General features: G+C 74.8%; 17 protein-coding genes and 1 pseudogene. 15 read left to right on the plus strand and 3 right to left on the minus strand.

Going from position 1 to position 24,031, the window contains the following annotated elements; translation table 11 throughout:
• Positions 1-276: 276 nt before the first annotated feature.
• The 7 genes from QSK52_RS30305 to QSK52_RS30335 all read left to right on the plus strand — a co-directional run bounded on the left by QSK52_RS30305 (position 277) and on the right by QSK52_RS30335 (position 8,148).
• Entirely contained in the window at positions 277-1,824 is a 1,548-nt protein-coding gene (locus QSK52_RS30305; protein ID WP_285739406.1) for a non-reducing end alpha-L-arabinofuranosidase family hydrolase, read from the plus strand.
• Between the two features lie 270 nt (positions 1,825-2,094).
• Positions 2,095-3,084 carry a LacI family DNA-binding transcriptional regulator gene (locus QSK52_RS30310; RefSeq protein ID WP_285739468.1) on the plus strand — a complete coding sequence of 330 codons (990 nt, stop codon included), beginning with the start codon at positions 2,095-2,097 and terminating at the stop codon, positions 3,082-3,084.
• 338 nt (positions 3,085-3,422) lie between these two features.
• Entirely contained in the window at positions 3,423-4,274 is an 852-nt protein-coding gene (locus tag QSK52_RS30315) for a fumarylacetoacetate hydrolase family protein (protein ID WP_285739407.1), read from the plus strand.
• A gap of 11 nt (positions 4,275-4,285) precedes the next feature.
• Complete coding sequence (locus QSK52_RS30320; protein ID WP_285739408.1) at positions 4,286-5,617, plus strand: enolase C-terminal domain-like protein; 1,332 nt, start codon at positions 4,286-4,288, stop codon at positions 5,615-5,617.
• The gene (locus QSK52_RS30325; RefSeq protein ID WP_285739409.1) at positions 5,614-6,387 is read left to right on the plus strand and encodes an SDR family NAD(P)-dependent oxidoreductase; all 774 of its coding nucleotides are present in this window, start codon (positions 5,614-5,616) and stop codon (positions 6,385-6,387) included. Before QSK52_RS30320 ends, QSK52_RS30325 begins: the two co-directional genes overlap by 4 nt.
• Positions 6,384-7,370 carry an aldo/keto reductase gene (locus QSK52_RS30330; protein ID WP_285739410.1) on the plus strand — a complete coding sequence of 329 codons (987 nt, stop codon included), beginning with the start codon at positions 6,384-6,386 and terminating at the stop codon, positions 7,368-7,370. Before QSK52_RS30325 ends, QSK52_RS30330 begins: the two co-directional genes overlap by 4 nt.
• Positions 7,371-7,452: 82 nt before the next feature.
• The gene (locus QSK52_RS30335) at positions 7,453-8,148 is read left to right on the plus strand and encodes a FadR/GntR family transcriptional regulator (RefSeq protein WP_285739411.1); all 696 of its coding nucleotides are present in this window, start codon (positions 7,453-7,455) and stop codon (positions 8,146-8,148) included.
• Positions 8,149-8,219: 71 nt separating this feature from the next.
• Here QSK52_RS30335 and QSK52_RS30340 read toward each other — a convergent pair whose 3' ends face one another.
• Positions 8,220-9,107, minus strand: a complete 888-nt coding sequence (locus QSK52_RS30340; protein ID WP_285739412.1) for an amidohydrolase family protein — start codon at positions 9,105-9,107, stop codon at positions 8,220-8,222.
• A complete protein-coding gene (locus tag QSK52_RS30345) occupies positions 9,104-9,838 on the minus strand; it encodes a FadR/GntR family transcriptional regulator (protein ID WP_285739413.1) in 735 nt (244 codons plus the stop codon). Before QSK52_RS30345 ends, QSK52_RS30340 begins: the two co-directional genes overlap by 4 nt.
• A 179-nt stretch (positions 9,839-10,017) precedes the next feature.
• Here QSK52_RS30345 and QSK52_RS30350 point away from each other — a divergent pair, with 179 nt between their 5' ends.
• Entirely contained in the window at positions 10,018-11,241 is a 1,224-nt protein-coding gene (locus QSK52_RS30350) for an MFS transporter (protein ID WP_285739414.1), read from the plus strand.
• A gap of 86 nt (positions 11,242-11,327) precedes the next feature.
• Here QSK52_RS30350 and QSK52_RS30355 read toward each other — a convergent pair whose 3' ends face one another.
• A complete protein-coding gene (locus QSK52_RS30355; RefSeq protein WP_285739415.1) occupies positions 11,328-13,703 on the minus strand; it encodes a glycoside hydrolase family 95 protein in 2,376 nt (791 codons plus the stop codon).
• Between the two features lie 188 nt (positions 13,704-13,891).
• Here QSK52_RS30355 and QSK52_RS30360 point away from each other — a divergent pair, with 188 nt between their 5' ends.
• The 7 genes and pseudogenes from QSK52_RS30360 to QSK52_RS30385 all read left to right on the plus strand — a co-directional run bounded on the left by QSK52_RS30360 (position 13,892) and on the right by QSK52_RS30385 (position 24,013).
• A complete protein-coding gene (locus QSK52_RS30360) occupies positions 13,892-14,578 on the plus strand; it encodes an SDR family NAD(P)-dependent oxidoreductase (protein WP_285739416.1) in 687 nt (228 codons plus the stop codon).
• A gap of 50 nt (positions 14,579-14,628) precedes the next feature.
• Positions 14,629-16,590 (plus strand): alpha-amylase family protein, encoded by a 1,962-nt coding sequence (locus tag QSK52_RS30365; protein ID WP_285739417.1) that lies wholly within the window; start codon positions 14,629-14,631, stop codon positions 16,588-16,590.
• Positions 16,591-16,844: 254 nt separating this feature from the next.
• On the plus strand, positions 16,845-18,830 hold the full coding sequence (locus QSK52_RS30370) for a beta-galactosidase (protein WP_285739418.1): 1,986 nt from the start codon (positions 16,845-16,847) through the stop codon (positions 18,828-18,830).
• A gap of 96 nt (positions 18,831-18,926) precedes the next feature.
• Positions 18,927-20,435 carry a glycoside hydrolase family 43 protein gene (locus QSK52_RS30375; protein ID WP_285739419.1) on the plus strand — a complete coding sequence of 503 codons (1,509 nt, stop codon included), beginning with the start codon at positions 18,927-18,929 and terminating at the stop codon, positions 20,433-20,435.
• 120 nt (positions 20,436-20,555) lie between these two features.
• Positions 20,556-20,603, plus strand: a pseudogene (locus QSK52_RS39535) (hypothetical protein); the annotation flags it as partial.
• A gap of 400 nt (positions 20,604-21,003) precedes the next feature.
• Complete coding sequence (locus QSK52_RS39540) at positions 21,004-21,144, plus strand: hypothetical protein (RefSeq protein WP_352230327.1); 141 nt, start codon at positions 21,004-21,006, stop codon at positions 21,142-21,144.
• Positions 21,145-21,307: 163 nt separating this feature from the next.
• Positions 21,308-24,013, plus strand: coding sequence for a beta-L-arabinofuranosidase domain-containing protein (locus QSK52_RS30385; RefSeq protein ID WP_285739420.1), 2,706 nt, complete (start codon positions 21,308-21,310; stop codon positions 24,011-24,013).
• Positions 24,014-24,031 lie beyond the last annotated feature (18 nt).

The following is a 24,031-nucleotide window of genomic DNA, read 5'->3' on the forward strand; positions in this document are numbered from 1 at the left end:
GCTAACAATCAGGATCGACAACCCAAGTAACCGCCCGTTATCCAATCTTGACCGACTCCGGGGCCGCGGGGACGCCCTTCTTGACACCCCTCCCCCGCCGGTGCTTTTCTCCGTGCCACAGCCGGTTCCCCGCTAGTTGTGAGCGCTAACAGACAGCACCCGGCTCCCCCACCCAGGGCCCGGCTCACGCCGACCGCACGCACCGTGCCGCGATCCGTCCCCGGATCACGTGCCGAGGTCGGCCCGGCCCTGCCCCCACCCCGTAAGAAGGTGCACATGAATGCTCGCAGTGGGGCCCGCCGGGCCCTGCCCGGGCGAGGCTGGCGGTCGCGGCTGGCCGCGGTCCTGTCGGTGGTCTTCCTGGCCGGCTTCCTGGTCGCCGTGGACACCGGCGGCGCCCAGGCCGCGACCGTCGACACGGCCAAGTGGTACGTGCTGGTCAACCGCAACAGCGGCAAGGCCCTGGACGACTACAACTTCGCCACCGCCAACGGCTCCGCGGTGGTCCAGTGGGCCCGCTCCGACAACCAGGCCCAGCAGTGGCGCTTCCTGGACTCCGGCAGCGGCTGGTACCGGCTGCAGAACCGCAACTCCGGCAAGGTGCTGGACAACTACAACTGGTCGACCGCCGACGGCGCCGACTTCGTCCAGTGGAGCGACCTGAACGCCGCCAACCAGCAGTTCCAGCTCGCCGACTCGGCGGGCGGCTACGTCCGGCTGCTGAACCGCAACAGCGGCAAGGCGCTGGAGGTCCAGGGCGCGTCCACCGCCGACGGCGGCAAGGTCGTCCAGTACACCGACTGGGGCGGCAGCAACCAGCAGTGGCAGCTCGTCCCGGTCGCGGACGCCTCCGGCACCACCGGCTCGCTCCCCTCGACCTTCCGCTGGAGCTCCAGCGGGGTGCTGGCCGGTCCGAAGCCCGACGCCGCGCACAGCGACATCGCGGCGATCAAGGACTTCTCGGTCATCCGGTACAACAACAAGTGGATCGTGTACGCGACCACCGCGAGCAGGACGGCCGGCTGGAGCCTGGAGCAGTTCAGCTTCTCCGACTGGTCCCAGGCGGCCGCCGCCACCCCCGTCTACCTGGACACCACCGCGGTCGGCAAGGGCTACCGGGCCGCCCCGCAGGTCTTCTACTTCGCCCCGCAGAACCTCTGGTACATGGTCTACCAGACCGGCCCGCCGACCTACTCCACCAGCACCGACCCGAGCAACCCGGCCGGCTGGTCGGCGCCGAGGACCTTCATCGGCACCGAGCCCGCGATCGTGACCCAGAACAAGGGCAACGGCACCTGGATCGACTTCTGGACGATCTGCGACAGCGCCAACTGCTACCTGTTCTTCGCCGACGACAACGGCCACATGTACCGGGCGCAGACCACCCTGGCGAACTTCCCCAACGGCTTCGGCAACACCCAGCTGATCCTGTCGGACGCCCCCAACAACCTCTTCGAGGCCTCCAACGTGTACAGGATCCAGGGCCGTGACCAGTACCTGATGATCGTCGAGGCGATCGGCTCCACCGGCCGCCGCTACTTCCGCTCCTGGACCGCCCCCAGCCTCACCGGCACCTGGACCCCGCTCGCCTCCACCGAGTCCGAGCCGTTCGCCGGGCGCAACAACGTCACCTTCCCCGGCGGCGCCTGGACCCAGGACATCAGCCACGGCGAGATGGTCCGGGCGGGCAACGACCAGAGCCTGACCGTCAACCCCTGCAACCTGCAGTACGTCTACCAGGGGCTGGACCCGGCCGCCACCGGCGACTACCTCCAACTCCCCTACCGGATGGGCCTGCTGACGCAGACCAACAGCACCTGCTGAACCCCCTTCCGGCACCCCCGCGGGGCCCGGCCGCCGAGCGCGGCCGGGCCCTTCGGCCGGTACCGGCGCTCCGGTCGGCCGCCCGTCCGACCCCGATTGTGAGCGTGAACAAACGGAACGGGTACGCTTCTGGAGCACCGGCGCGTGACCTCCCACCGCTCTCCCCGCACCGCACGGGGCTGACCGGCCGCCCGGCGCACGTCCGCGGTCGGTGAGGAGTGGGTAGCGTTGGGGAGCGAAACGGCCGGCCTGGAGGCACGGCAGCCCGTCATGGCGGACGTCGCGAAACTGGCGGGGGTGTCCCACCAGACGGTGTCGCGGGTCCTCAACGGTGCCCCGCACGTCCGCCCCGGCACCCGGGACCGGGTGCTCGCCGCCATCCGGGAGCTCGACTACCGGCCCAACTCGGCCGCCCGCGCCCTGGTCACCCGGCGCTCGCAGACCCTCGGCGTGGTCAGCTTCGAGTCCACCCTGTACGGGCCCGCCTCCATGCTGGACGGCATCGAGCGCGCCGCCCGCAGCGCCGGGTACTTCGTCAGCGTCGCCAGCCTGCGCTCGCTGGACAGCCGCTCCGTCCAGGAGGCCGTCGACCGGCTCCGCGACCAGGGCGTCGAGGGGATCGTGGTGATCGCGCCGCAGACCTCGGCCGTCAGCGCCGTCGCCAAGGTCTCCAGCTCGGTCCCGGTGGTGGCGGTCGGCTCCGGCGCCCGCTCCAGCATCCCGACCGTCACGGTCGACAACCGCTCCGGCGCGGAGGCCGCCACCCGGCAGCTGCTCGACCTCGGCCACCGCACCGTCCACCACCTGGCGGGCCCGGGCGGCTGGTTGGAGAGCCAGGACCGCCAGGAGGGCTGGCGCCGCGCCCTGGAGGCCGCCGGGGCCCCGGTGCCGACCGTGGCGGTCGGCGACTGGAGCGCCCGCTCCGGCTACGAGGCCGGGCAACGGATGGCCCGGCTGGAGGGCGTCACCGCCGTCTTCTGCGCCAACGACCACATGGCCCTCGGGCTGCTGCGCGCCCTGCACGAGAGCGGCCGCCCGGTGCCGGGCGACATCAGCGTGGTCGGCTTCGACGACATCCCCGAGGCCGCCTACTTCATCCCGCCGCTCACCACCGTCCGGCAGGACTTCGGCGAGCTCGGCCGCCGCGCCCTCGAGCTGCTGGTGGCCGAGCTCGGCGGCACCGACCAGCCGATCGCCCGGGTGCAGATCGCCCCCGAGATGGTCCTGCGCCGCAGCACCGGCCCGGCGCACCGCGGCTGAATCCCGGCGCACCGCGGCCGAACGCGGGAGGGCCCCGGCCCCGGCCGTCGTGGTCGGCGCCGGGGCCCCGTCGTGCCCAGGAGCGGGGCCCGGGCTCCGACCGGTGCCGAAGGGCCGCCGTCCTCGGCAAGCGGCACGAGCGGAAGCGGAACACCCAGCAAAAGACTCATTCATCGGATGTATCGCTCGAGCCTCCCTGCATGGCTGGCCATGAGGAACGTCCCCTTGAGGCTCAACTCTGCTGGAAAAAGGCATCGGAGGACTTATTGCGTCGATCCGCCCTCCACCCGTAAGGTCGGCCCGCCAGTCATTCATCCGATGAGTTCGGGAGTGCCACCATGAAGCTGCTGCGCGTCGGCGAGCCGGGCGCCGAGACGCCCGTCGTCCAGGACCGGGACGGGAGCAGCTACGCCCTGACCGGGCTGACCGACGACCTGGACGGCGCGTTCCTCGCCTCCGGCGGGATCGACCGCGTCCGGGCCGCGCTGGCCGGGGGCGCGCTGCCCGCCGTGGACGTCTCCGGCCTGCGGGTCGGCGCCCCGGTGGCCCGCCCGGGCAAGGTGGTGTGCATCGGCCTCAACTACCGCGACCACGCGGCGGAGACCGGTGCGGCCGTCCCGGAGCGCCCGGTGGTCTTCCTGAAGGACCCCTCGACGGTGGTGGGCCCGTACGACGAGGTGCTGATCCCGCGCGGCTCGACGAAGACCGACTGGGAGGTGGAGCTCGCGGTGGTCATCGGGCGCGAGGCCCGCTACCTGGGGAGCCCGGCCGAGGCGGCCGCCTGCATCGCGGGCTACGCGGTCAGCAACGACGTCTCCGAGCGCGAGTTCCAGCTGGAGTACTCCGGCCAGTGGGACCTCGGGAAGTCCTGCGAGACCTTCAACCCGCTGGGCCCCTGGCTGGTGACGCCCGACGAGGTCGGCGACCCGCAGGCGCTCGGGCTGCACCTGTCGGTCAACGGCGAGGTCCGGCAGGACGGCACCACCGCGGACATGGTCTTCGGCGTCGCCCACCTGGTGTGGTACCTGAGCCGGTACCTGGTGCTGCGCCCCGGCGACGTGGTCAACACCGGCACCCCGGCGGGCGTCGCCCTCGGTCTGCCCGGCCTCCCCTACCTGCGCGCGGGGGACACCGTGGAGCTGTCCGTCGACGGCCTCGGCACCCAGCGCCAGACCTTCCGGAACGCGTGAGGGGCACCCACGTGTCCAGTACCGTCGCACGCGTCACCGCCGTCGAGACCCACGACGTCCGCTTCCCCACCTCGCGGGAGCTGGACGGCTCGGACGCGATGAACCCCGACCCCGACTACTCCGCCGCCTACCTGGTGCTGCGCACCTCTGACGGCGGCCCCGAGGGCCACGGCTTCGCCTTCACCATCGGCCGCGGCAACGACGTCCAGGTCGCCGCCGTCGAGGCGCTGCGCGGGCACGTCGTCGGCCGCCCGGTCGCCGAGCTGTGCGCCGACCCCGGCTCGCTCTACCGCGACCTGGTCGGCGACAGCCAACTGCGCTGGCTCGGCCCCGAGAAGGGCGTGATGCACATGGCCGTCGGCGCCGTGGTCAACGCCGTGTGGGACCTCGCCGCCAAGCGCGCGGGCCTGCCGCTGTGGCGCCTGCTCGCGGAGGCCGACCCCGGCTGGCTGGTCTCCCAGGTCGACTTCCGCTACCTCACCGACGCGCTCACCCCCGACGAGGCGCTCGCCCTGCTCACCGCGGGCAAGCGGGGTGCCGAGGAACGGGCCGCCGAACTGCTGCGCACCGGCTACCCGGCCTACACCACCTCCCCCGGCTGGCTCGGCTACTCCGACGAGAAGCTCACCCGCCTCGCCCGGCAGGCCGTGGCGGACGGCTTCACCCAGATCAAGCTGAAGGTCGGCGCCGACCTGGCGGACGACGTCCGCCGCTGCCGGGCCGCCCGCGCCGCCGTCGGACCGGATGTCCGGATCGCCATCGACGCCAACCAGCGCTGGAACGTCGGCGAGGCCGTCGAGTGGACCAACGCGCTGGCCGAGTTCGACCCGTACTGGATCGAGGAGCCCACCAGCCCCGACGACGTGCTCGGCCACGCGGCCGTGCGCCGCGGCGTCCACCCGGTCAAGGTCGCCACCGGCGAGCACGTGCAGAACCGCATCGTCTTCAAGCAGCTGCTCCAGGCCGGGGCGATCGACGTCCTGCAGCTGGACTCCGCCCGGGTCGGCGGCGTCAACGAGAACCTCGCCGTCCTGCTGCTCGCCGCCAAGTTCGGCGTCCCGGTCTGCCCGCACGCGGGCGGCGTCGGCCTGTGCGAACTCGTCCAGCACCTCTCCATGTTCGACTACGTCGCGCTGACCGGCACGACGCAGGACCGGGTGATCGAGTACGTCGACCACCTGCACGAGCACTTCCTCGACCCGGTGGTGGTCGAGGCCGGACACTACCGGGCCCCGGCCGCGCCCGGCTTCTCGGCGGCCATGCACCGGTCGTCGCTGGACACCTTCCGCTACCCGGACGGCGGGTTCTGGCGGGCCGAACCGGCGCAGGAGGTCCGGGCATGAGCGGGCGGGGCGAACTCGCCGGGCTCCGGGCCCTGGTCACCGGCGGCGCCTCCGGCATCGGCCTGGCCACCGCGACGCTGCTCGCCGGGCGCGGGGCGCGGGTGGCCGTCCTCGACCTCGACCCGGGCGGCGCCGAACTCGGCTTCACCGCCGACGTCTCCGACGACGCCTCGGTGCGCACGGCCGTCGCGGCCGCCGCCGAGGCGCTCGGCGGGATCGACGTCCTGGTCAACAACGCCGGGATCGGCGCGGTCGGGACGGTGGCCGACAACCCCGACGAGCAGTGGCACCGGGTGCTGGACGTCAACGTGCTCGGCATCGTCCGCACCACCCGCGCCGCCCTGCCGCACCTGCGGGCCGCCGTACTGTCCCGTCCGGGAGCGAGCGCCGCGATCGTCAACACCTGCTCGATCGCCGCCACCGCCGGGCTGCCGCAGCGCGCCCTGTACTCCGCCAGCAAGGGCGCCGTGCTGTCACTGACCCTGGCGATGGCCGCCGACCACGTCCGCGAGGGCATCCGGGTCAACTGCGTCAACCCCGGTACGGTGGACACCCCCTGGGTCGGCCGACTGCTCGACGCCGCCGACGACCCGGCCACCGAACGCGCCGCCCTCGGCGCCCGCCAGCCCACCGGCCGCCTGGTCACCGCCGAGGAGGTCGCCGCCGCCATCGCCTACCTCGCCTCCCCCGCCGCGGCCTCCACCACCGGCACCGCCCTCGCGGTGGACGGCGGCATGCACGGCCTGCGCCTGCGGCCGGTGGCGCCGTGACCGCCCGCGCCCTGGGCCGCTCCGGCGTGAGCGTCGGCCCGCTGTCGTTCGGCGCGGCGGCCATCGGCAACCTGTTCACCGCCGTCACCGACGAGCAGGCCGCCCGGGCCGTCCACACCGCCCTCGCGCACGGCTACCGCCACTTCGACACCGCCCCCCACTACGGCCTGGGCCTGTCCGAGCGCCGCCTCGGCGCCGCGCTGCGCGACCACCCCCGCGACGCCTACACCCTCGCCACCAAGGTCGGCCGCCTCCTCGTCGAGGACGGGCGGCCGGGCCCGGACGACCAGGGCTTCGCCGTCCCCGCCACCCACCGCCGCGTCTGGGACTTCAGCGCCGACGGCGTCCGCCGCTCCCTGGAGGCCAGCCTGCAGCGCCTGGGCACGGACCGGATCGACCTCGTCCACCTGCACGACCCCGACGACCACGCCGACCAGGCCCTGCGCGAGGCCTACCCGGCCCTGGAACGACTGCGCGGCGAGGGGGTGATCGGTGCGATCGGCATCGGCATGAACCAGGCCGCCCTGCCCGCCCGCTTCGTCCGCGACACCGACGTCGACGCCGTCCTGCTCGCCGGGCGCTACACCCTGCTCGACCACTCCGGCCTCGACGTGCTCCTCCCCCTCGCCCACGAACGCGGCGTCGGGGTGCTCGTCGGCGGGGTGTTCAACTCCGGCCTGCTCGCCGACCCGAGGCCCGGTGCGACCTTCGACTACGCCGCCGCCCCCGCCGAACTCCTCGACCGGGCGCTGCGGTTGGAGGACGCGTGCGAGCAGCACGGCGTGCCGCTGCGCGCCGCGGCGCTGCACTTCCCGTTCGGGCACCCGGCCGTCGTCTCCGTGCTGGTCGGCGCCCGCAGCGCCGCGGAGGTCCGCGACGCCGCGGCGATGCTCGACCGCCCCGTGCCCGCCGCGCTCTGGAACGGACTGCGCGAACGCGGGCTGCTGCCCGCGCACGTCCCCGTCCCCGCCCCCACCGGCTGAGCGGTAGGCGCCCGCGGTGGTGCGGGGGGCCTGATCCCACCCCCTATGCTGCAAGGCACCGGACCACCAGGAGGACGACGCCGTGCCAGTGACCGACGAGGCGATCGGCAAGATCAAGGCCATGATCGTGAGCGGCGAGCTGCAACCGGGCGCGCGGCTCCCGAAGGAGGCCGACCTCGCGGAGCGGCTGGGGCTGTCGCGCAACTCGCTGCGCGAGGCGGTGAAGGCGCTGTCGCTGATCCGGGTGCTGGACGTGCGCCAGGGCGACGGCACGTACGTGACCAGCCTGTCGCCCGAGGTGCTGCTGGAGACGCTGGGCTTCCTGGTCGACCTCCACCGGGACAGCACGGTGCTGGAGTTCCTGGAGCTGCGCCGCATCCTGGAGCCCGCGGCGACCGCGATGGCGGCCCGGGTGATGCCGGACGAGGACGTGGCCGCGCTCGGCGAGGTGCTGGACGACCTGGCCGAGGACGCCTCGCTGGACGACCTGATCGCCAACGACCTGGAGTTCCACCGGCGGATCGCGGCGGGCTCCGGGAACACCGTGCTCTGCTCGCTGCTGGAGGGCCTGTCCGGCCCGACCGTGCGGGCCCGGATCTGGCGCGGCCTCACCGAGGAGGGCGCCGTCGCGCACACCCACCAGCAGCACCGGGCGATCTTCGAGGCCGTCGCGGGCCGCCGCCCGGAGGAGGCCCACGCCTGGGCGACCGTGCACGTCTCGGGCCTGGAGCGGTGGCTGCGCGGGGCCCTCGGCGAGCCGGGCTCCGCACCGGCCTGAACGGCCGCGCGCCCCGCGGGCGCGGGCGGCCCTCAGCCGGGGCCCTTCCCCGGATCCTTCCCGGTACCGGGTCAGGTGCCGGGTCCGGTGCCGGGTCGGGTGCCGGGCCCGGTCGGCCCGGCCAGTCGGTACGTCCGGAGGGCGGTGCCGCCGAACACCTCGGCGCGTTCGTGCGGGGACAGGGGTGCGGTCAGCTCCTCGGCGACGTGGACGACCCGGCCGTAGTCCGCGGCGGTCAGGCAGACCGGCCAGTCGGAGCCGAACATCACCCGGCGCGGCCCGAAGGCGTCGAGGGCGGTCTCGGCGTAGGGGCGCAGGTCGGCGACGCTCCAGCGGGCGGGGTCGGCCTCGGTGACCAGCCCGGAGAGCTTGCAGGACATCTGGGGCTCGCGGGCCAGTTCGCGCAGCAGACCGGCCCAGGGCTGCGTCTCGCCGCGGGCTACCGGCGGCTTGGAGAGGTGGTCGAGCACGAACTCCTGGTCCGGTAGGGCGCGCACCGTCTCGACGGCGGCGGGGAGTTGGTGCGGCAGGGTGAGCAGGTCGTAGCGCAGCCCGGCGGCACCGACGGCCCGCAGGCCGCGCCGGACCTCGGGGCGGCAGAGCCAGCGCGGGTCGGCCTCGCCCTGGACCAGGTGGCGGACCCCGACCAGGAGTTCACCGCCGGGGCCGGCCCGCAGCGCGGCGAGGGTGTCGGCGATCGCCGGGGAGGTGAGGTCGACCCAGCCGACCACCCCGGCGATCAGCGGCTCGGCGGCGGCGAGGGCGAGGAACTCGCGGGTCTCGGCGAGGTCCGGCAGGACCTGCACCAGGACGGTCCGCCGCACCCCGGCCGCCCGAGCCGCCGGAGCCAGCTCGGCCATGGTGAAGTCCCGCCGGATGGCGGCGAGTTGCGGCTCGTCGAGCCAGCGCTGCGGGCGCCGGTCGAGCTGCCACAGGTGGTGGTGGGCATCGACTCTCACGGACGGGACGCGCTCCTCGACGGGCTGGTGGCGGTGGCGGGGACCGCGCCCCCGGCCGCCAGGCGGGCGCGCAGCCAGCGTTCCGTGGTGGTGACGTGCATCAGCGCCGCGGCCTGGGCGAGCTGCGGGTCGCGGGCCTCCAGCGCGCGGAGGATCTCCCGGTGCTCGGCGAGGGCCCGGTCGGCGGCCTCCGGGTCGGCCTGTCCGCGCCACACCCGGGCCGGCAGGGTCCGGCCCGAGATGTGCTCCAGCAGCGCCGCCAGGGTGGCGTTGCCGGTGGCCCGCCCCACCGTGCGGTGGAAGGCCGCGTCGTGGCGGTTGAACTCCTCCACGTCGAGGCGCGCGGTGCGCATCGCCGCCAGGTGGTCGGCGGCCTCCGCGAGGTCCTCGTCGGTGATCCGGCCGGCGGCCAGTGCGGTGGCCGCCGGTTCGAACAGCCGCCGCACCTCGGTGAGTTCCAGCACGGTGTCGCCCTGCAGGAGTTCGACCGCGCCGCCGAGACCGGACAGCAGCACGTCCGGGGCCAGGCTGGTGACGTAGGTGCCGTCGCCGCGCCGGATCTCCAGCACCCGCGCCACCACCAGGGCCTTGACGGCCTCCCGCATCAGGTTCCGGGAGAGGCCGAGTTCGGCCGCCAGCACCGGCTCGGGCGGCAGCTTCGATCCGGGCGGCAGTTCACCGGCCACGATCGCCTGCCGGATGCGCGCGATGGCCTTGTCGGTCAGGGACACGGCGACAACCTAACAGGTGGTCCCATGTCTGAGAAGGGTCTCTCGCTCGATCAGCGTCGATCTCTGCCGTTTTGCCCCACGAGGCCGCCTCCACCCCCATCAGACATGGGATGTATCCATCGAATTTCCGAAACTTTCGAACATTGACTCGCAATGATCGGAACTGCTCTAATCGTGCCATGCCGCCAGCACAGGAAGCGCGCGTCCCCGTCCGATCGTTCGTCGTCCTCGCGGCCCTGACGGTGGCCTTGTTCTCGTACGGAACGGTGGAGAGCCTGCCCGTGGGCCTGCTGCCGCAGATCGCCGGGAGCCTGGGCACCACGCCCTCCGCGGTCGGGCTGCTGGTCACCGGCTACGGGATCGTCGTGATGCTCACCTCCGTCCCGCTGACCAGGACGGTGCGGGGCGTCCACCGGCGGCAGCTGCTCGGCGTCCTGCTCACGGTGTTCACGCTGGCCACCCTCGTCTGCGCGCTGAGCGGCAGCTACGGCGTCCTGCTGGCGGCGCGGATCGCCATCGCGCTCACCCACGCGGTGTTCTGGTCGGTCATCGCCAGCACCGCCGCGGGCCAGTTCCCGGAGCGGCACCGGGCCCGGGTGATCGCGGCGCTGTTCTCCGGCTCCTCGCTGGCCGGGGTCGCCGGGGTGCCGGCCGGCACCTACCTGGGCCAGCAGTTCGGCTGGCGGGTGCCGTTCCTGGTGATGAGCGTGCTGGGCCTGGCGGCCCTCGCCGCCGTGGTGGTGTGCGTGCCGTCCGGGCCGCCGGAGGCCGGTTCGGCGACCGGGGCGCCGCACCCCGGCCCGCGGCAGTACGCCGTGCTGCTGACCGCCCTGCTGTTCGCGGTCTCCGGCGTGTTCACCTTCTTCACCTACATCACGCTCTACCTCTCCCGGGTCGCCCACCTCTCCTCCGGACGCATCGGCACCGTCCTGCTGCTGATCGGCCTGGCCGGGCTGGCGGGCACCCAGGCGGCCGGACAGCTCGCCTCCCGCGGCGCGCTGGGGACGTTCACCGGCGCGCTGGTCGGACTCGCGGCCGCCTGCGGGCTGCTGGGCGCGAGCGGCGGCCGACCGGTGCCCGCCACGCTCTGCCTGGCCCTGCTGGGCGCGAGCCTGGCCGCCATGACCACCGCCCTGCAGGCCAGGATCATGCAGGTCGCCCCCGGCGACACCGACACCGCCTCGGCGGGCGGGTCGGCGGTCTTCAACGCGGGCATCGCCGCCGGGTCGTACCTCGGCTCGCTGCTGGTGGGCGCCCGCGGCCCGGCGTCGCTGGCGCCCGTGGGCTTCCTGCTCTGCCTCCTCGGGCTGCTGACCGTCACGGTCGGCTCGGCCGCACTGGCCCGCCGCCCGGCCACCCCGGCCGCCCCGGCCGCTCCGGTCGTCCGCCTCCGGGAGGAGTGACCCCGCGCTCCCGCCCCCGCGGGTCCGCCGCCGTGCGCCCCGCCCGGAGCGCCCCGCCCGCGGACCCGGGTGCGGCAGCTGCCGGTTCAGGCGGGGAAGTCCAGCCGGGTCGCCCGGCCCACCGGGAGGTGCAGGCGCAGCCGGCCGCCGTCCCCCTCGTCGGTTCCGGCCGGGCGGCCGGTGCCCGCCGGGAGGTGCAGTTCGACGGTGGTGTCCCGGTCGGCGAGCAGGGTGGCGGTGGCCGGCGCCCCCCGGCGCCAGGCCAGGTCGACGGTGACGCCGCCGCGGGCGCGCAGGCCGCGGGCCTCGCCGTCCGGCCAGCCGGGCGGGAGGGCGGGCAGCAGGCGCAGGACGCCGTTGTGGCTCTGCAGCAGCATCTCGGCCATCGCGGCGGCGATGCCGAAGTTGCCGTCGAGCTGGGCCAGTTGCGGCGGGTGCAGGTCGTACAGGTTGGGGGCGATCGAGGTGGCGAGCAGCCGTTCGACGGCGTGTCCGGCGAGTGCGCCGTCGCCGAGGCGGGCGGCGAGCGCGGCCAGCCAGGCGAGGCTCCAGCCGGTGCCGCCGCCGCCGTGCTCCAGCCGCCGGTCCAGCGCGCGGCGGGCCGGTTCGACGAGGTCCGGGGCGGTGAGCGGGTCGATGGCGCTGCCGGGGTAGAGGCCGTAGAGGTGGGAGAAGTGGCGGTGGCCCGGGTCCTCCTCCGGGAGGTCCTCCGACCACTCCAGCAGGCGCCCGTCGGCGCCGACCGCCGGGGGCCGCAACCGGGCGCGCAGTGCGGTCAGTTCGGCCGCGAGGGCGTGGTCGGTGTCCAGTTCGCGGGCGGCCGCGGCGGTGTTCTCGAACAGTTCGGCGGCCAGCCACTGGTCCATGGCGCTGCCCGCGCCGACCGCGGCCAGGGTGCCGTCGTCGAGCCGGAAGTGGTGCTCCGGGGAGGTGGACGGGCAGGTCACCAGCGTGCCGTCGGGGTGCTCGACCAGCAGCGCGGTGACGAACCGGGCGGCCTCCCGCATCACCGGGTAGGCGCGTTCGGCCAGGAAGGCGCGGTCCCGGTGGAACAGGTGGTGGTCCCACAGGTGGGCGGCCAGCCAGGGCCCGGCCATCGGCCAGTTCGCCCAGGACGGGGAGCCGCCGACCGGGTTGGTTGCGCGCCACACGTCGACGTTGTGGTGGCAGCACCAGCCGGGCGCGTCGTAGTAGGCGCGGGCGGTGGCGCGCCCGGCCTCGGCGAGGTCGTCGACCAGGTCGAACAGCGGCTGGTGGCACTCGGCGAGGCCGGTGGTCTCGGCGTGCCAGTAGTTCATCTGGAGGTTGATGTTGGAGGTCCAGTTCGAGTTCCACGGCGGGGTGGGGAACGGGTTCCAGATGCCCTGCAGGTTGGCGGCCTGGGTGCCGGGCCGGGAGGAGGCGATCAGCAGGTAGCGGCCGTGGGCGAACAGCAGGGCGGCCAGGCCCGGGTCGGGGGTGCCCGCGTTCGCCGCGGCGAGCCGCTCGTCGGTGGGCCGGTCGGCGGCGCCGGCCGGCCCGGGCAGGGTCAGGTCGGCGGCGCCGAACAGCCGCCGGTGGTCCGTCAGGTGCTCGGTGCGCAGGTCCCGGTAGTCCCGGCCGTGCGCGGCCGCCAGCAGGCGGCGGGCCCCGGCCAGGGCGGGGCCGGGGCCGTCGGGGCGCTGCTGCCAGCCCCGGAAGCCGGTGCCGACGGCGAGCAGCAGGACGGCCGCGTCCGCGCCGGTGACCTCCAGGCCGTCCCGGTCGGCGGTGGTCCGGCCGCCGGTGGTGCTCACCCGGAGCGCGGCGGCGAAGCCGGTGCCCTCGTCCTCGGCGTAGTCGTCGGCGGGGTCCGGCCCGTACGGGACGCGGACCGGGGCGCGGCCGCTGACCTCCAGCGTGCCGGTCCCGCCGTCCGCCGCGGGCCGCGCCCCGGGGTGCGGGGTGGGCAGGGCGGCCCGGAAGGACAGCGCGCCGGGGGTGTCCGCGGTGAGCCGCACGGCCAGTACGCCCGCCGGGGCGGAGACGAAGGCCTCGCGCCGGTACCGGACTCCCCCGGCGGCGAACTCCACGGTGTGCACGGCCCGGGCGAGGTCCAGTTCCCGCCGGTAGTCGGCGGCCTCCCCGGGGACGGCGAACGTCAGTTCCAGGGTGGCGAGCGGCTGGTACGCCTCGACGGACGGGCCCTGGAGGTGCTCGACGGCGAGCGCGTCGGCCTTGGCGAAGTCGTGCTGCTCCAGCACGGCGGCGCGCACGTCGGGCAGGTGGGCGGCCCCGGCCCGGTCGCGGGGGCCGGGGCCGCCGGACCATAGGGTGTCGGCGTTGAGTTCGATCCGTTCGGTGGGCACGCCGCCGTACACCGCGGCGCCGAGCGTGCCGTTGCCGAGCGGCAGCGCCTCCAGGAACGTCCCGGCGGGGCTCCGGTAGTGGAGCAGGTGGTCGGGACTGCGGTGGTGGTCCGTCAGCACGGCGTCGTCTCCCATGGTCGTCAACCTAACAGGTGGTCCTATGTCTGAGAAGGAGTTCGGAACCCGCTCCACATCGACCCGTCCTCAAAAACCGTCTCCCACCTGCCAGTTATCAACGACCGCCGCGCGACCCCTGGACGGAGGGCGACGCACCGCCTATAAATCCATCCCATGTATTCCTGCGAGGCGAGCGAGGCGTCGCCATGAACGAACCGGAGTTCGCCGGCCTGGCCGCCGTCGTCACCGGTGGGGCCTCCCCGGTCGGACTGGCCACCGCCCGGCTGCTCGCGGCCCGCGGGGCCCGGGTCGCCTGCCTGGACCTGCGGCCCGGGACCGTCCCGGAACCGCTGATCAGGGCGCACGTCGACGTCACCGACAGCGAGTCGGTGCGGGCCGGGATGGTCTGGGCCGCCGAACTGCTGGGCGGGATCGACGTGCTGGTCAACAATGCCGAGACCGTCCCCCGGGGCGGCACCGAGGACGCCTCGGACGAGGAGTGGCGGCAGGCGTTCGAGGTGAACGTCCTCGGCGTGCTGCGGACGAGCCGGGCCGCCCTGCCCCACCTGCGGCGCTCCGCCGCGCCCGTGATCGTCAACACCTGCTCGGCCGCGGCCGGCACCGGCCTGCCCGACCGCGTCCTGTACTCCGCGTCCAAGGGCGCCCTGCTGTCGATGACCCGCGCGATGGCCGCCGACCTGGCCGCCGAGGGCATCCGGGTCTGCTGCGTCAGCCCCGGCCCGGTCGACGCCCCGCACCTGCTGCCGAAGCAGCGCACCGGGTCGCAGGAGCACCGTCCGGCCGACGCCGAGCAGCGGACGGCCGCCGCCATCGCCTACCTGGCCAGTCCGCTCGCGGCCGCCGCCACCGGCACCGACCTCCCCGTCGCCTGACCGGCCGGCCACCGCCCGCCGGGCCCCGCGCCCGCTCACCGAGGACCTCCATGCCGAACCGCCCGCTGCCCGACCCCGGCCGCTTCCCCCGCCGCACCGTCCACCTGGACTTCCACACCTCGCCCGAGATCCCGGACGTGGGACGGGACTTCGACCCCGCGGCGTTCGCCCGCACCTTCCGGGAGGCGCACGTCGACAGCGTCACCGTGTTCGCCAAGTGCCACCACGGCCACCTGTACCACGGCACCGACCGGCCCGAGCGCCACCCCGGCCTGGCACCCGGCCTCGACCTGCTGGCCGAGCAGGTCGAGGCGCTGCACTCGGTCGGCATCCGCGCCCCGATCTACCTCTCCCTCCAGGTCGACGAGTACGCCGCCCGCGAGCACCCCGAGTGGCTCGCCGTGGAGGAGGGCCACGGGCCGGTCCGGCTGAGCACCTCCGAGTACGACGGGGCCTGGAGCGTCCTCGACCTGTCCAGCCCCTACGCGGACTACTTCGCCGAGCAGTTGGACGAGGTGCTGCGGCGCTTCGCCCCGGTCGACGGGATCTTCGTCGACATGTGCTGGGACCAGCCGAGCGTCAGCCGCTGGGCCGTGGACGGCATGCGCCGCGAGGGCCTCGACCCGGCCGACGCCGACCACCACGCCCGCTACAGCGCGATGGTGGAGAAGGCGCTGCCGGACGGCGCCGTCCAGGGCGCCTGGTACAACAGCCGCCCCAAGGCGGGCCTGCGCGAGGAGCTCGCCCACGTCCGCCACGTCGAGATCGAGGGCCTGCCCACCGGCGGCTGGGGCTACGCCTTCCTCCCGTACGTGGCGCGCCTGGTGCGCCCGCTGGGCCTGCCCACCCTCAGCCACACCGGCCGGTTCCACGAGGGCTGGGGCGACAACGCCGCGCTCAAGCCGCTGGCCGCGCTGCGCTACGAGACCTCCCAGATGCTCGCCAACGGCCTGACCGCGGGCGTCGGCGACGTGCTGCACCCGCGCGGGGCGCTCTCCCCCGCGGTGTACCGGCTGATCGGCTCGGCCTACGGGCACCTCGCCGCCTGCGAACCGTTCCTGGAGGGCGGACGGGTCACCAGCGAGGTCGCGCTGCTCGCCGACCCCGCGCACGGCGACCACCCGGGCGCCGCCTGCATGGGCGCGGTCCGGGCGCTGCAGCAGGTGCGGGCCCAGTTCGACATCGTCTTCCCCGACGCGGAGCTCTCCGGCTACCGGGTGCTGGTGGTCCCGGAGACCACCGTGGTGGACGGTGCGCTCGCCGAGCGGCTGCGCGCGTACCGGGCGGGCGGCGGGTCGGTGCTGCTGGTCGGCGGCGCGCTGCTCACCGACGCGGCGGAGCCGGTCCTCCCGGACCTCCCGGTCGAGGGCCTGGCGCCCGCCCCGGCCGGGGAGGCGTTCCTCTCCTGCACCGGCGTGCCCGGCGTCCCGGAGGACTTCCCGGTGATCGGCCACGGGGCCCGGCTCACCGCGTTCGCCCGGCCCGGCGCGGAGGTGCTCGCCCGGGTGACGGCCCCGTACTTCCCGCGCACCCGGGACCGCTTCTGCGGCCACTCCTACACCCCGCCGGCCGACCCGACCGAGCAGGTCGCGGTCGCGGTCGGCGACCGGGTCGCCGCGGTGGCGGTGCCGCTGCTGTCGGCCTTCCACGAGCGCGGCCTGGAGGCGTACCGGCTGCTGCTGGGCTCCGTCCTCGACCGGCTGCTGCCCGACCCGCTGCTGCGCGCCGGTGGTCCGACCCACCTGGAGACCTCCGTCGTCCGCACCCCCGCGGGCACCGTCGTCCACCTCACCAGCTTCCTGCCGTCCCGGGAGACGCCGGGGCTCGACCTGGTCCACGACCCGTTCCCGCTGGTCGACGTGCCGGTCTCGGTCCGGGTCCCGGCCGCCCCGGGCGCGGTGCGGCTGCAGCCCGCCGGCCAGGACCTCTCCTGGGAGTACGACGGCGCCTACCTGCACGTCCGGGTCACCTCGCCGGACGGCCACGCGATGCTGGTCGTCGACCACGCCTGACGGTGCGGACGCAGGCGACGGGCGTACGGGTGCCGGCGCAGCTCGTGTCGAAGCCCATCGACGCTGACACGGCACGCTCATGCCTGTCAACATCCTTGCCCTACCTGGATTTTCCATGTGGCCGGGCCCTTGCCGAACCGGTAACCCGTCGTTAGTGTCGCCGAAACAGTGAAGCGATTCGACAGCGGCCGGGACGGGGCCGCCCCTTGGCACGAGCCCTCCCGCACCCGACACCTCGAAGGATCTGAGGACCCATGACGACGCACCGGCTCACCGACCGGCTCGGCGGCCTCGCGTTCGGCGGCGACTACAACCCGGAGCAGTGGGACGCCGCGACCTGGAAGGAGGACGACGAACTGATGCACCGGGCCGGGGTCAACCTGGTCACCGTCGGGGTGTTCTCCTGGGCGCTGCTGGAACCCGAGGAGGGGCGCTACGCGTTCGACTGGCTCGACGCCCACCTGGACCGCCTGCACGCCGCCGGGGTCGCCGTCGACCTGGCCACCCCGACCGCCTCCCCGCCGCCCTGGTTCACCCTCGCCCACCCGGAGGCGATGCCGGTCACCCCCGAGGGCGTCCGGCTCACCCACGGCAGCCGCGACACCTACTGCCTGGCCGCCCCCGCCTACCGCGAGGCCGCCCGCCGGATCGCCTCCGCGCTCGCCGAACGCTACGCCGACCACCCGGCGGTGGCGATGTGGCACGTGCACAACGAGTACGCCACGCTGTGCCACTGCGAGCACACCGCGGCCGCCTTCCGGGACTGGCTGCGCGAGCGGCACGGCAGCCTCGACGCCCTCAACGAGGCGTGGGGGACGGCGTTCTGGAGCCAGCGCTACGGCAGCTGGGAGCAGGTCCAGCCGCCGCGCGCCACCCAGTGGCACGGCAACCCCGGCCGCTCGGTGGACTTCAGCCGCTTCTTCTCCGACCTGACCCTCGCCGCGTACCGCGAGCAGCGCGACGCGATCCGGGCGCACAGCGACCTGCCGGTCACCACCAACTTCATGCTGCCGGGCTACCAGACCCTGGACCTGTGGGCGTTCGGCCGCGAGGTGGACCTGGTCGCCATCGACCACTACCCCTGCGCACCGGGCGTGGACGCCGCCGCCGACACCGCCTTCGGCGCCGACCGGGCCCGTTCCTTCGCGGGCGGTCGGCCCTGGCTGCTGATGGAGCAGGGCACCAACACCGTCTACGCCGGGGACCGCACCCTGCCCAAGGAGCCCGGCGACATCCTGCGCCACTCGCTCGGCCACGTCGCCCGCGGCTCGGAGGGCGCACTGTTCTTCCAGTGGCGCCAGTCCAGGGCCGGTGCCGAGTTCTTCCACTCCGCGCTGGTCCCGCACGCCGGGGCCGACAGCCGGGTCTTCCGCGAGGCGGCGGCCACCGGCGCGGCCGTCGGCCGGCTCGCCGAGCTGGCCGGCTCCACCGTGCACGCCCGGGCCGCCGTGCTGCACGACTCCGACGCCTGGTGGGCGATGAACGTGAACGGGTTGCCGTCCGCCGAACTCGACTACCACGGCTCGCTGCGCCGCGCCCACCGCGCCCTGTGGGACGCCCGCGTCACCACCGACTTCGCCCACCCCGAGCAGGACCTGAGCCGCTACCGCCTGGTCGTCGCCCCCGCCCTGTTCCTGCTCTCCGACGCGGGCGCGGCCAACCTGCGCGCCTACGTCGAGGGCGGCGGCACCCTGCTGGTGCAGCCGTTCAGCGGGGCCGTCGACGAGCGCGTGCAGGCCCGGCTCGGCGGCTACCCGGCCGCGCCGCTGCGCGAGGCGCTCGGCATCCGGGTCGAGGAGTACCGGCCGCTGGCCGCCGACGCCGAACTGACGCTCTCCGACGGCTCCCGGGCCCGCTCCTGGAGCGAGTCGCTGCGCACCGAGGGCGCCGAGACCGTCGCCGCCTACACCGACGGCACGCTGGCCGGCCTCCCCGCGCTGACCCGCCACGCCTTCGGTGCGGGCCACGGCTGGTACCTCTCCACCCGCCTGGACGACGCCGCGTACGCCGCCCTGGTCGCCGCGCTCGCCGCCGCCGCCGGCCTCGGCCCGGACGTCCCCGGCCTGCCCGCGGCGGTGGAGTCGGTGACCCGCCGCGCCGGGGACGGCCGCCGCTGGCACGTGCTGATCAACCACGGCTCCGACCCGGTGACGCTGCCCGAGCCCGCCCACGACCTGCTGACGGGCGGCCCGCTCGCCGAACTGGCGCCCGGCGGCTGCGCCGTGCTGCGCGCCCACTGACCGGACCGTCACCGCCCGCACCCAGCACCGCACTCCGCACCCCGCACCCCGCGCCCCGCACCCCGCGCTCCGCACCGACGGAAAGGAGCTGACCCCGTGTCAGCGCAGCACCACCCGCACGGCACCGTGCCCAACCCCGTGATCCCGGGCCTCCACCCCGACCCGAGCGTCTGCCGCGTGGGCGAGGACTACTACCTCGCGTGCTCCAGCTTCGAGTACTTCCCGGGCATCCCGGTCTTCCACAGCCGCGACCTGGTGCACTGGACCCAGATCGGCAACGTGCTGGACCGGCCGGAGCTCCACCTGCCGCTGGAGGTGCCCTCCTCGGCCGGCATCTACGCGCCGACCCTGCGCCACCACGACGGCCGGTTCCACCTGGTGGTCACCAACGTCGGCGCGGGCGGCAACGTGCTGTTCACCGCCACCGACCCGGCCGGACCGTGGTCCGACCCGCTGCCGCTGCCGGACGTCCCGGGCATCGACCCGGACCTCGCCTGGGACGAGGACGGCACCTGCTGGATCACCGTCGCGGGCGTCTCCCAGCAGCCCGTGGACCTGGCCACCGGCCGCTCGCTCGGCCCGTCGCGGCCGCTGTGGTCCGGCACCGTCGACGCCCAGGCGCCCGAGGCGCCGCACCTGTACCGGATCGGCGAGTGGTGGTACCTGCTGATCGCCGAGGGCGGCACCGAGCGCGGGCACAGCGTGGCGATCGCCCGCGGCCGCACCCCCTCCGGGCCGTTCGAACCCTGCCCGCACAACCCGGTGCTCACCCACCGCGGCACCCACCGGCCGATCCAGAACACCGGCCACGCGGACCTGGTGCAGGCCCCGGACGGCTCCTGGTGCCTGGTGCTGCTCGGGGTGCGCCCCGGCGGCGGCACCCCCGGCTGGCACGTGCTCGGCCGGGAGACCTTCCTCGCCCCGGTGACCTGGGAGGACGGCTGGCCGGTGGTCGGCGGCCTGACCCCGGAGCTGCCCGCCCCGGCCTGGCCGCTGCACCCGGTGCCGGAGGCGCCGGTCCGCGACGACTTCGACGGGGCCGGGCTGCACCCGCGCTGGCTGTCGGTGCGCCGCCGCCCCGCCGAGCTCGTCACCACCGGCGAGCGCCCCGGCTGGCTGACCCTGCACGCGGCCGGCGCCTCGCTCGACGCGCCCGACGCGGTCTTCGTCGGCCGCCGCCAGCAGCACCCGTTCTGCGAGGTGCGCGCCCTGGTGGACGCCACCGCGGGCCGCGGCGGCCTGGCCGTGCGGCTGGACGAGCGCCACCACTACGAGGTCGAGGCGGCCGACGGCGAGGTGCGGGTGTTCGCCCGGATCGGCCCGCTGCGCCCCGAGGTGGCCTCCGTCCGGGTGCCCGCGGGCCCGGTGGTGCTCGGCATCGACGTCGCCCCGCACCCGCCGGAGGACTCCCGCACCGCCCCCGACCTGGTCGTCCTCGGGGTCGAGCAGCCGGATGGGGCGTTCACCCCGCTGGCCTCGCTCGACGGCCGCTACCTGTCCACCGAGGTGGCGGGCGGCTTCACCGGCCGGGTGATCGGCGCCTACGCGGCGGCCGGCACCGTCCACGTGGACTGGTTCGACTACCGCCCGCGCAAGGAGTCCTGACGCTCCGCCGCCCCCGTGCCCCGGCCGCGCCCGCCCCGCGGCCGGGGCCCCGTCCCGCCCGAGGTGCCCCGTGTTCCCGCTGACTGGTTCACGGCGTACGCCGAAGCGGGCGGCCACCTGGTGCTGGGCCCGCGCACCGGCTACGCCGACCAGCAGGCCCGGGTCCGGTCCGAGCCCGCCCCGGGGCGGCTGACCGCCGCCGCCGGGGTGTCCTACGACGAGTTCAGCAACCCGGCCGCGGACCTTCCGGTGCGCGCCGCCCCGGGCGGCCCGCTCGTCCTGCCCACCGACGCCGCCGCGACCGGCTGGCTGGCTGGCTGGAGGGGCTGCTGGTCGAGGACGCCACCGTGCTCGCCGGGTACGAGCACCCGCACTTCGGCCGCTGACCCGCCGTCACCACCCGTCGGCACGGCGCCGGGCGGGTCACCTGCGTGGGCACCGTGCCCGGCCGCGCACTGGCCCGCGCGCTCGCCGCCCGGCTGGCGCCCGAGCCGGTGTCCGGCTGGTCCGGGCTGCCCGCGACCGTCACCGCCGCCACCGGCACCTCCCCGACGGGCGCCGGGTCCACGTGCTGCACAACTGGAGCGGGCGGCCCGCCGAGGCCCTCGCCCCGGTCGCGCTGGGCGACGTGCTGTCCGCCGAGGCCGTCCCGGCGGGCGGCGCGGTGCGGCTCGGCGCCCGGGACGTCCGGGTGTTCGTCGCCGCCTGACGCTCCGTCACCGTGCGGTCGGACCCCTGGACGGGCCGCGGAGGTGGGGGATATAACGACTTGTTAGCGCTAACAACGCCGGACTCCGGGCGTGCAGTCAGATGTGAGCGCTCACAATCTCCCGCCCCGGCTCCCTCCCCCACCCGGAAGGACCAGATCCGCGATGTCCCCCTCCCCCCTGGACCGCCGCAGCCTGCTCAAGGCGACCGGCGTCCTGGCCCTGACCCCCGCCGTCGGCCTGGCCGCGCCGACCGCCGCGACCGCCGCGACCGTCACCTCCTCGACCCAGCCGTTCGACCTCGGCCAGGTCCGGCTCACCGCGGGCCGGTTGCGCGACAACCAGGACCGCACCCTGGCGTACCTGCGCTTCGTCGACGCCGACCGCCTGCTGTACAACTTCCGCGCCAACCACCGCCTGTCCACCAACGCCGCGACCCAGAACGGCGGTTGGGACGCCCCCTCGTTCCCGTTCCGCACCCACGTCCAGGGGCACTTCCTCAGCGCCTGGGCCCAGGCCTACGCCGGGACGGGCGACACCACCTGCCGGGACAAGGCCCTCTACACGGTCGCCGAGCTGGCCAAGTGCCAGGCCAACAACGGCGCGGCCGGGTTCTCCGCCGGCTACCTCTCGGGCTTCCCCGAGAGCGACTTCGCCCAGCTGGAGGCGGGGACGCTCAAGAACGGCAACGTCCCGTACTACTGCGTCCACAAGACCATGGCCGGGCTGCTCGACGTGTGGCGGCTGCTCGGCAGCACCCAGGCCCGGGACGTGCTGCTGGCCATGGCCGGCTGGGTCGACCAGCGCACCGGCCGACTGACCCAGGCGCAGCAACAGGCGCAGCTGGGAACCGAGTTCGGCGGGATGAACGAGGTGCTGGCCGACCTGCACCTGCGGACCGGCGACGCCCGCTGGCTGGCGGTCGCCCAGCGCTTCGACCACGCCGCCGTGTTCGACCCGCTGGCGGCGGGCCAGGACCAGTTGAACGGCCTGCACGCCAACACCCAGGTGCCCAAGTGGATCGGCGCCGCCCGCGAGTACCTGGCCACCGGGACGACCCGCTACCACGACATCGCCGCGAACGCCTGGACCTTCTGCACCACGGCGCACAGCTACGCCATCGGCGGGAACAGCCAGGCCGAGCACTTCCGCGCCCCGCACGCGATCGCCTCGCAGCTGACCAACGACAACTGCGAGCTGTGCAACTCGTACAACATGCTCAAACTCACCCGCGAGCTCTGGCTGTTGGATCCGGCCCGGGCCACCTATTTCGACTTCTACGAGCGCACGCTGCTCAACCACGTGGTCGGCGCGCAGAACCCCGCCGACCCGCACGGGCACGTCACCTACTTCACCCCGCTGAAGCCCGGCGCCCGCCGCGGCGTCGGACCGGCCTGGGGCGGCGGCACCTGGAGCACCGACTACGACTCGTTCTGGTGCTGCCAGGGCACCGGCGTGGAGTCCAACACCAAGCTGGCGGACTCGGTCTACTTCCGCGACGGCACCACCCTGGTCGTGAACCTGTTCGTGCCCACCGTCCTCAACTGGACCGAGCGCGGCCTGACGATCACCCAGACCACCGCGTTCCCCGCCGAGGACACCACCGTGCTGAAGGTCACCGGCACCACCGGCGACACCTGGTCGATGCGCGTCCGCATCCCGTCCTGGGCCTCCGGCGCCACCCTCAGCGTCAACGGCACCGTGCAGAACACCGCTGCCACGCCCGGCAGTTACGCCGTCCTCACCCGCGCATGGGCCTCCGGCGACACGGTGACCGTCAAGCTGCCCATGCGCGTCGCGCTCACCGCCGCCGACGACGACCCGGACGTCGCCGCGGTCAGCTACGGCCCGGTCGTGCTGTGCGGCAACTACGGCAGCGCGACGCTCGGCGCGCTCCCGGTGCTGGACCCGCAGTCGGTCACCCGCAACGGCAGCACCGGCCTCGCCTTCACCGCGACCGCCGACGGCTCGTCGGTGAACCTCGGCCCGTTCCACGACGCGCAGGGCTTCAACTACACCGTCTACTGGCGCACCCGGAGCAGCTCCGGGTTCCGCCTGCTCAACGCGGGCAGCGGGCTGGTGCTGGGCGTGCAGAACATGTCCACCGCGGACGGCGGGGCCGCCCTGCAGTGGGCCGACAGCGGCACCGCCGACCACGACTGGGGGCTGGTGGTGGACGGCAGCGCGCTGCGCCTGCGCAACGCCAACAGCGGCAAGGTGCTGGGCGTGCAGAACATGTCCACGGCCGACGGCGCCGCCGTGCTGCAGTGGGCGGACAACGGCACGGCCGACCACCGCTGGACGGTGGTGGCGACGGCCGACGGCGCGCACGGCCTGCGCAACGTGAACAGCGGCAAGCTGCTGGGCATCGCGGGCGGCTCCACCGCGCAGGGCGCCCTCGCCGTGCAGGCCCCGGACACCTCCGCGGCCACCAGCCGGTGGTGGTTCGTCCCGACCGGCACCCGGCGGATCCAGAACGTGGCCAGCGGGCTGGTGCTCGGGGTCTCGGGCATGTCGACCGCCGACGGCGGCCTGGTGGTCCAGTGGGGCGACAACGGCACCGCCGACCACCTGTGGACCGCGGTGGTCGACGCGGGCGGGTACCTGCGGCTGCGCAACGCCAACAGCGGCAAGGTGCTCGCCGTGGAGGGCGGCGGCACGGCCAACGGCTCCCGGATCGTCCAGTGGGTCGACAACGGGGGCGCCGACCACCGCTGGCGGCTGCGGCACGGCGGTGGCGACACCTTCCGCCTGCAGTCCGCGGTCAGCGGCCGGGTGCTCGGCGTCTCCGGGGCGTCCACCGCGCAGGGCGCGCAGGTCGTGCTCTGGGACGACAACGGCACCGGCGACCACCTGTGGCGCTTCGTCTGACGCACCGGCACGCCGGGG

The organism is Kitasatospora phosalacinea (genome assembly GCF_030268885.1).
Lineage (GTDB): Bacteria > Actinomycetota > Actinomycetes > Streptomycetales > Streptomycetaceae > Kitasatospora > Kitasatospora phosalacinea_C.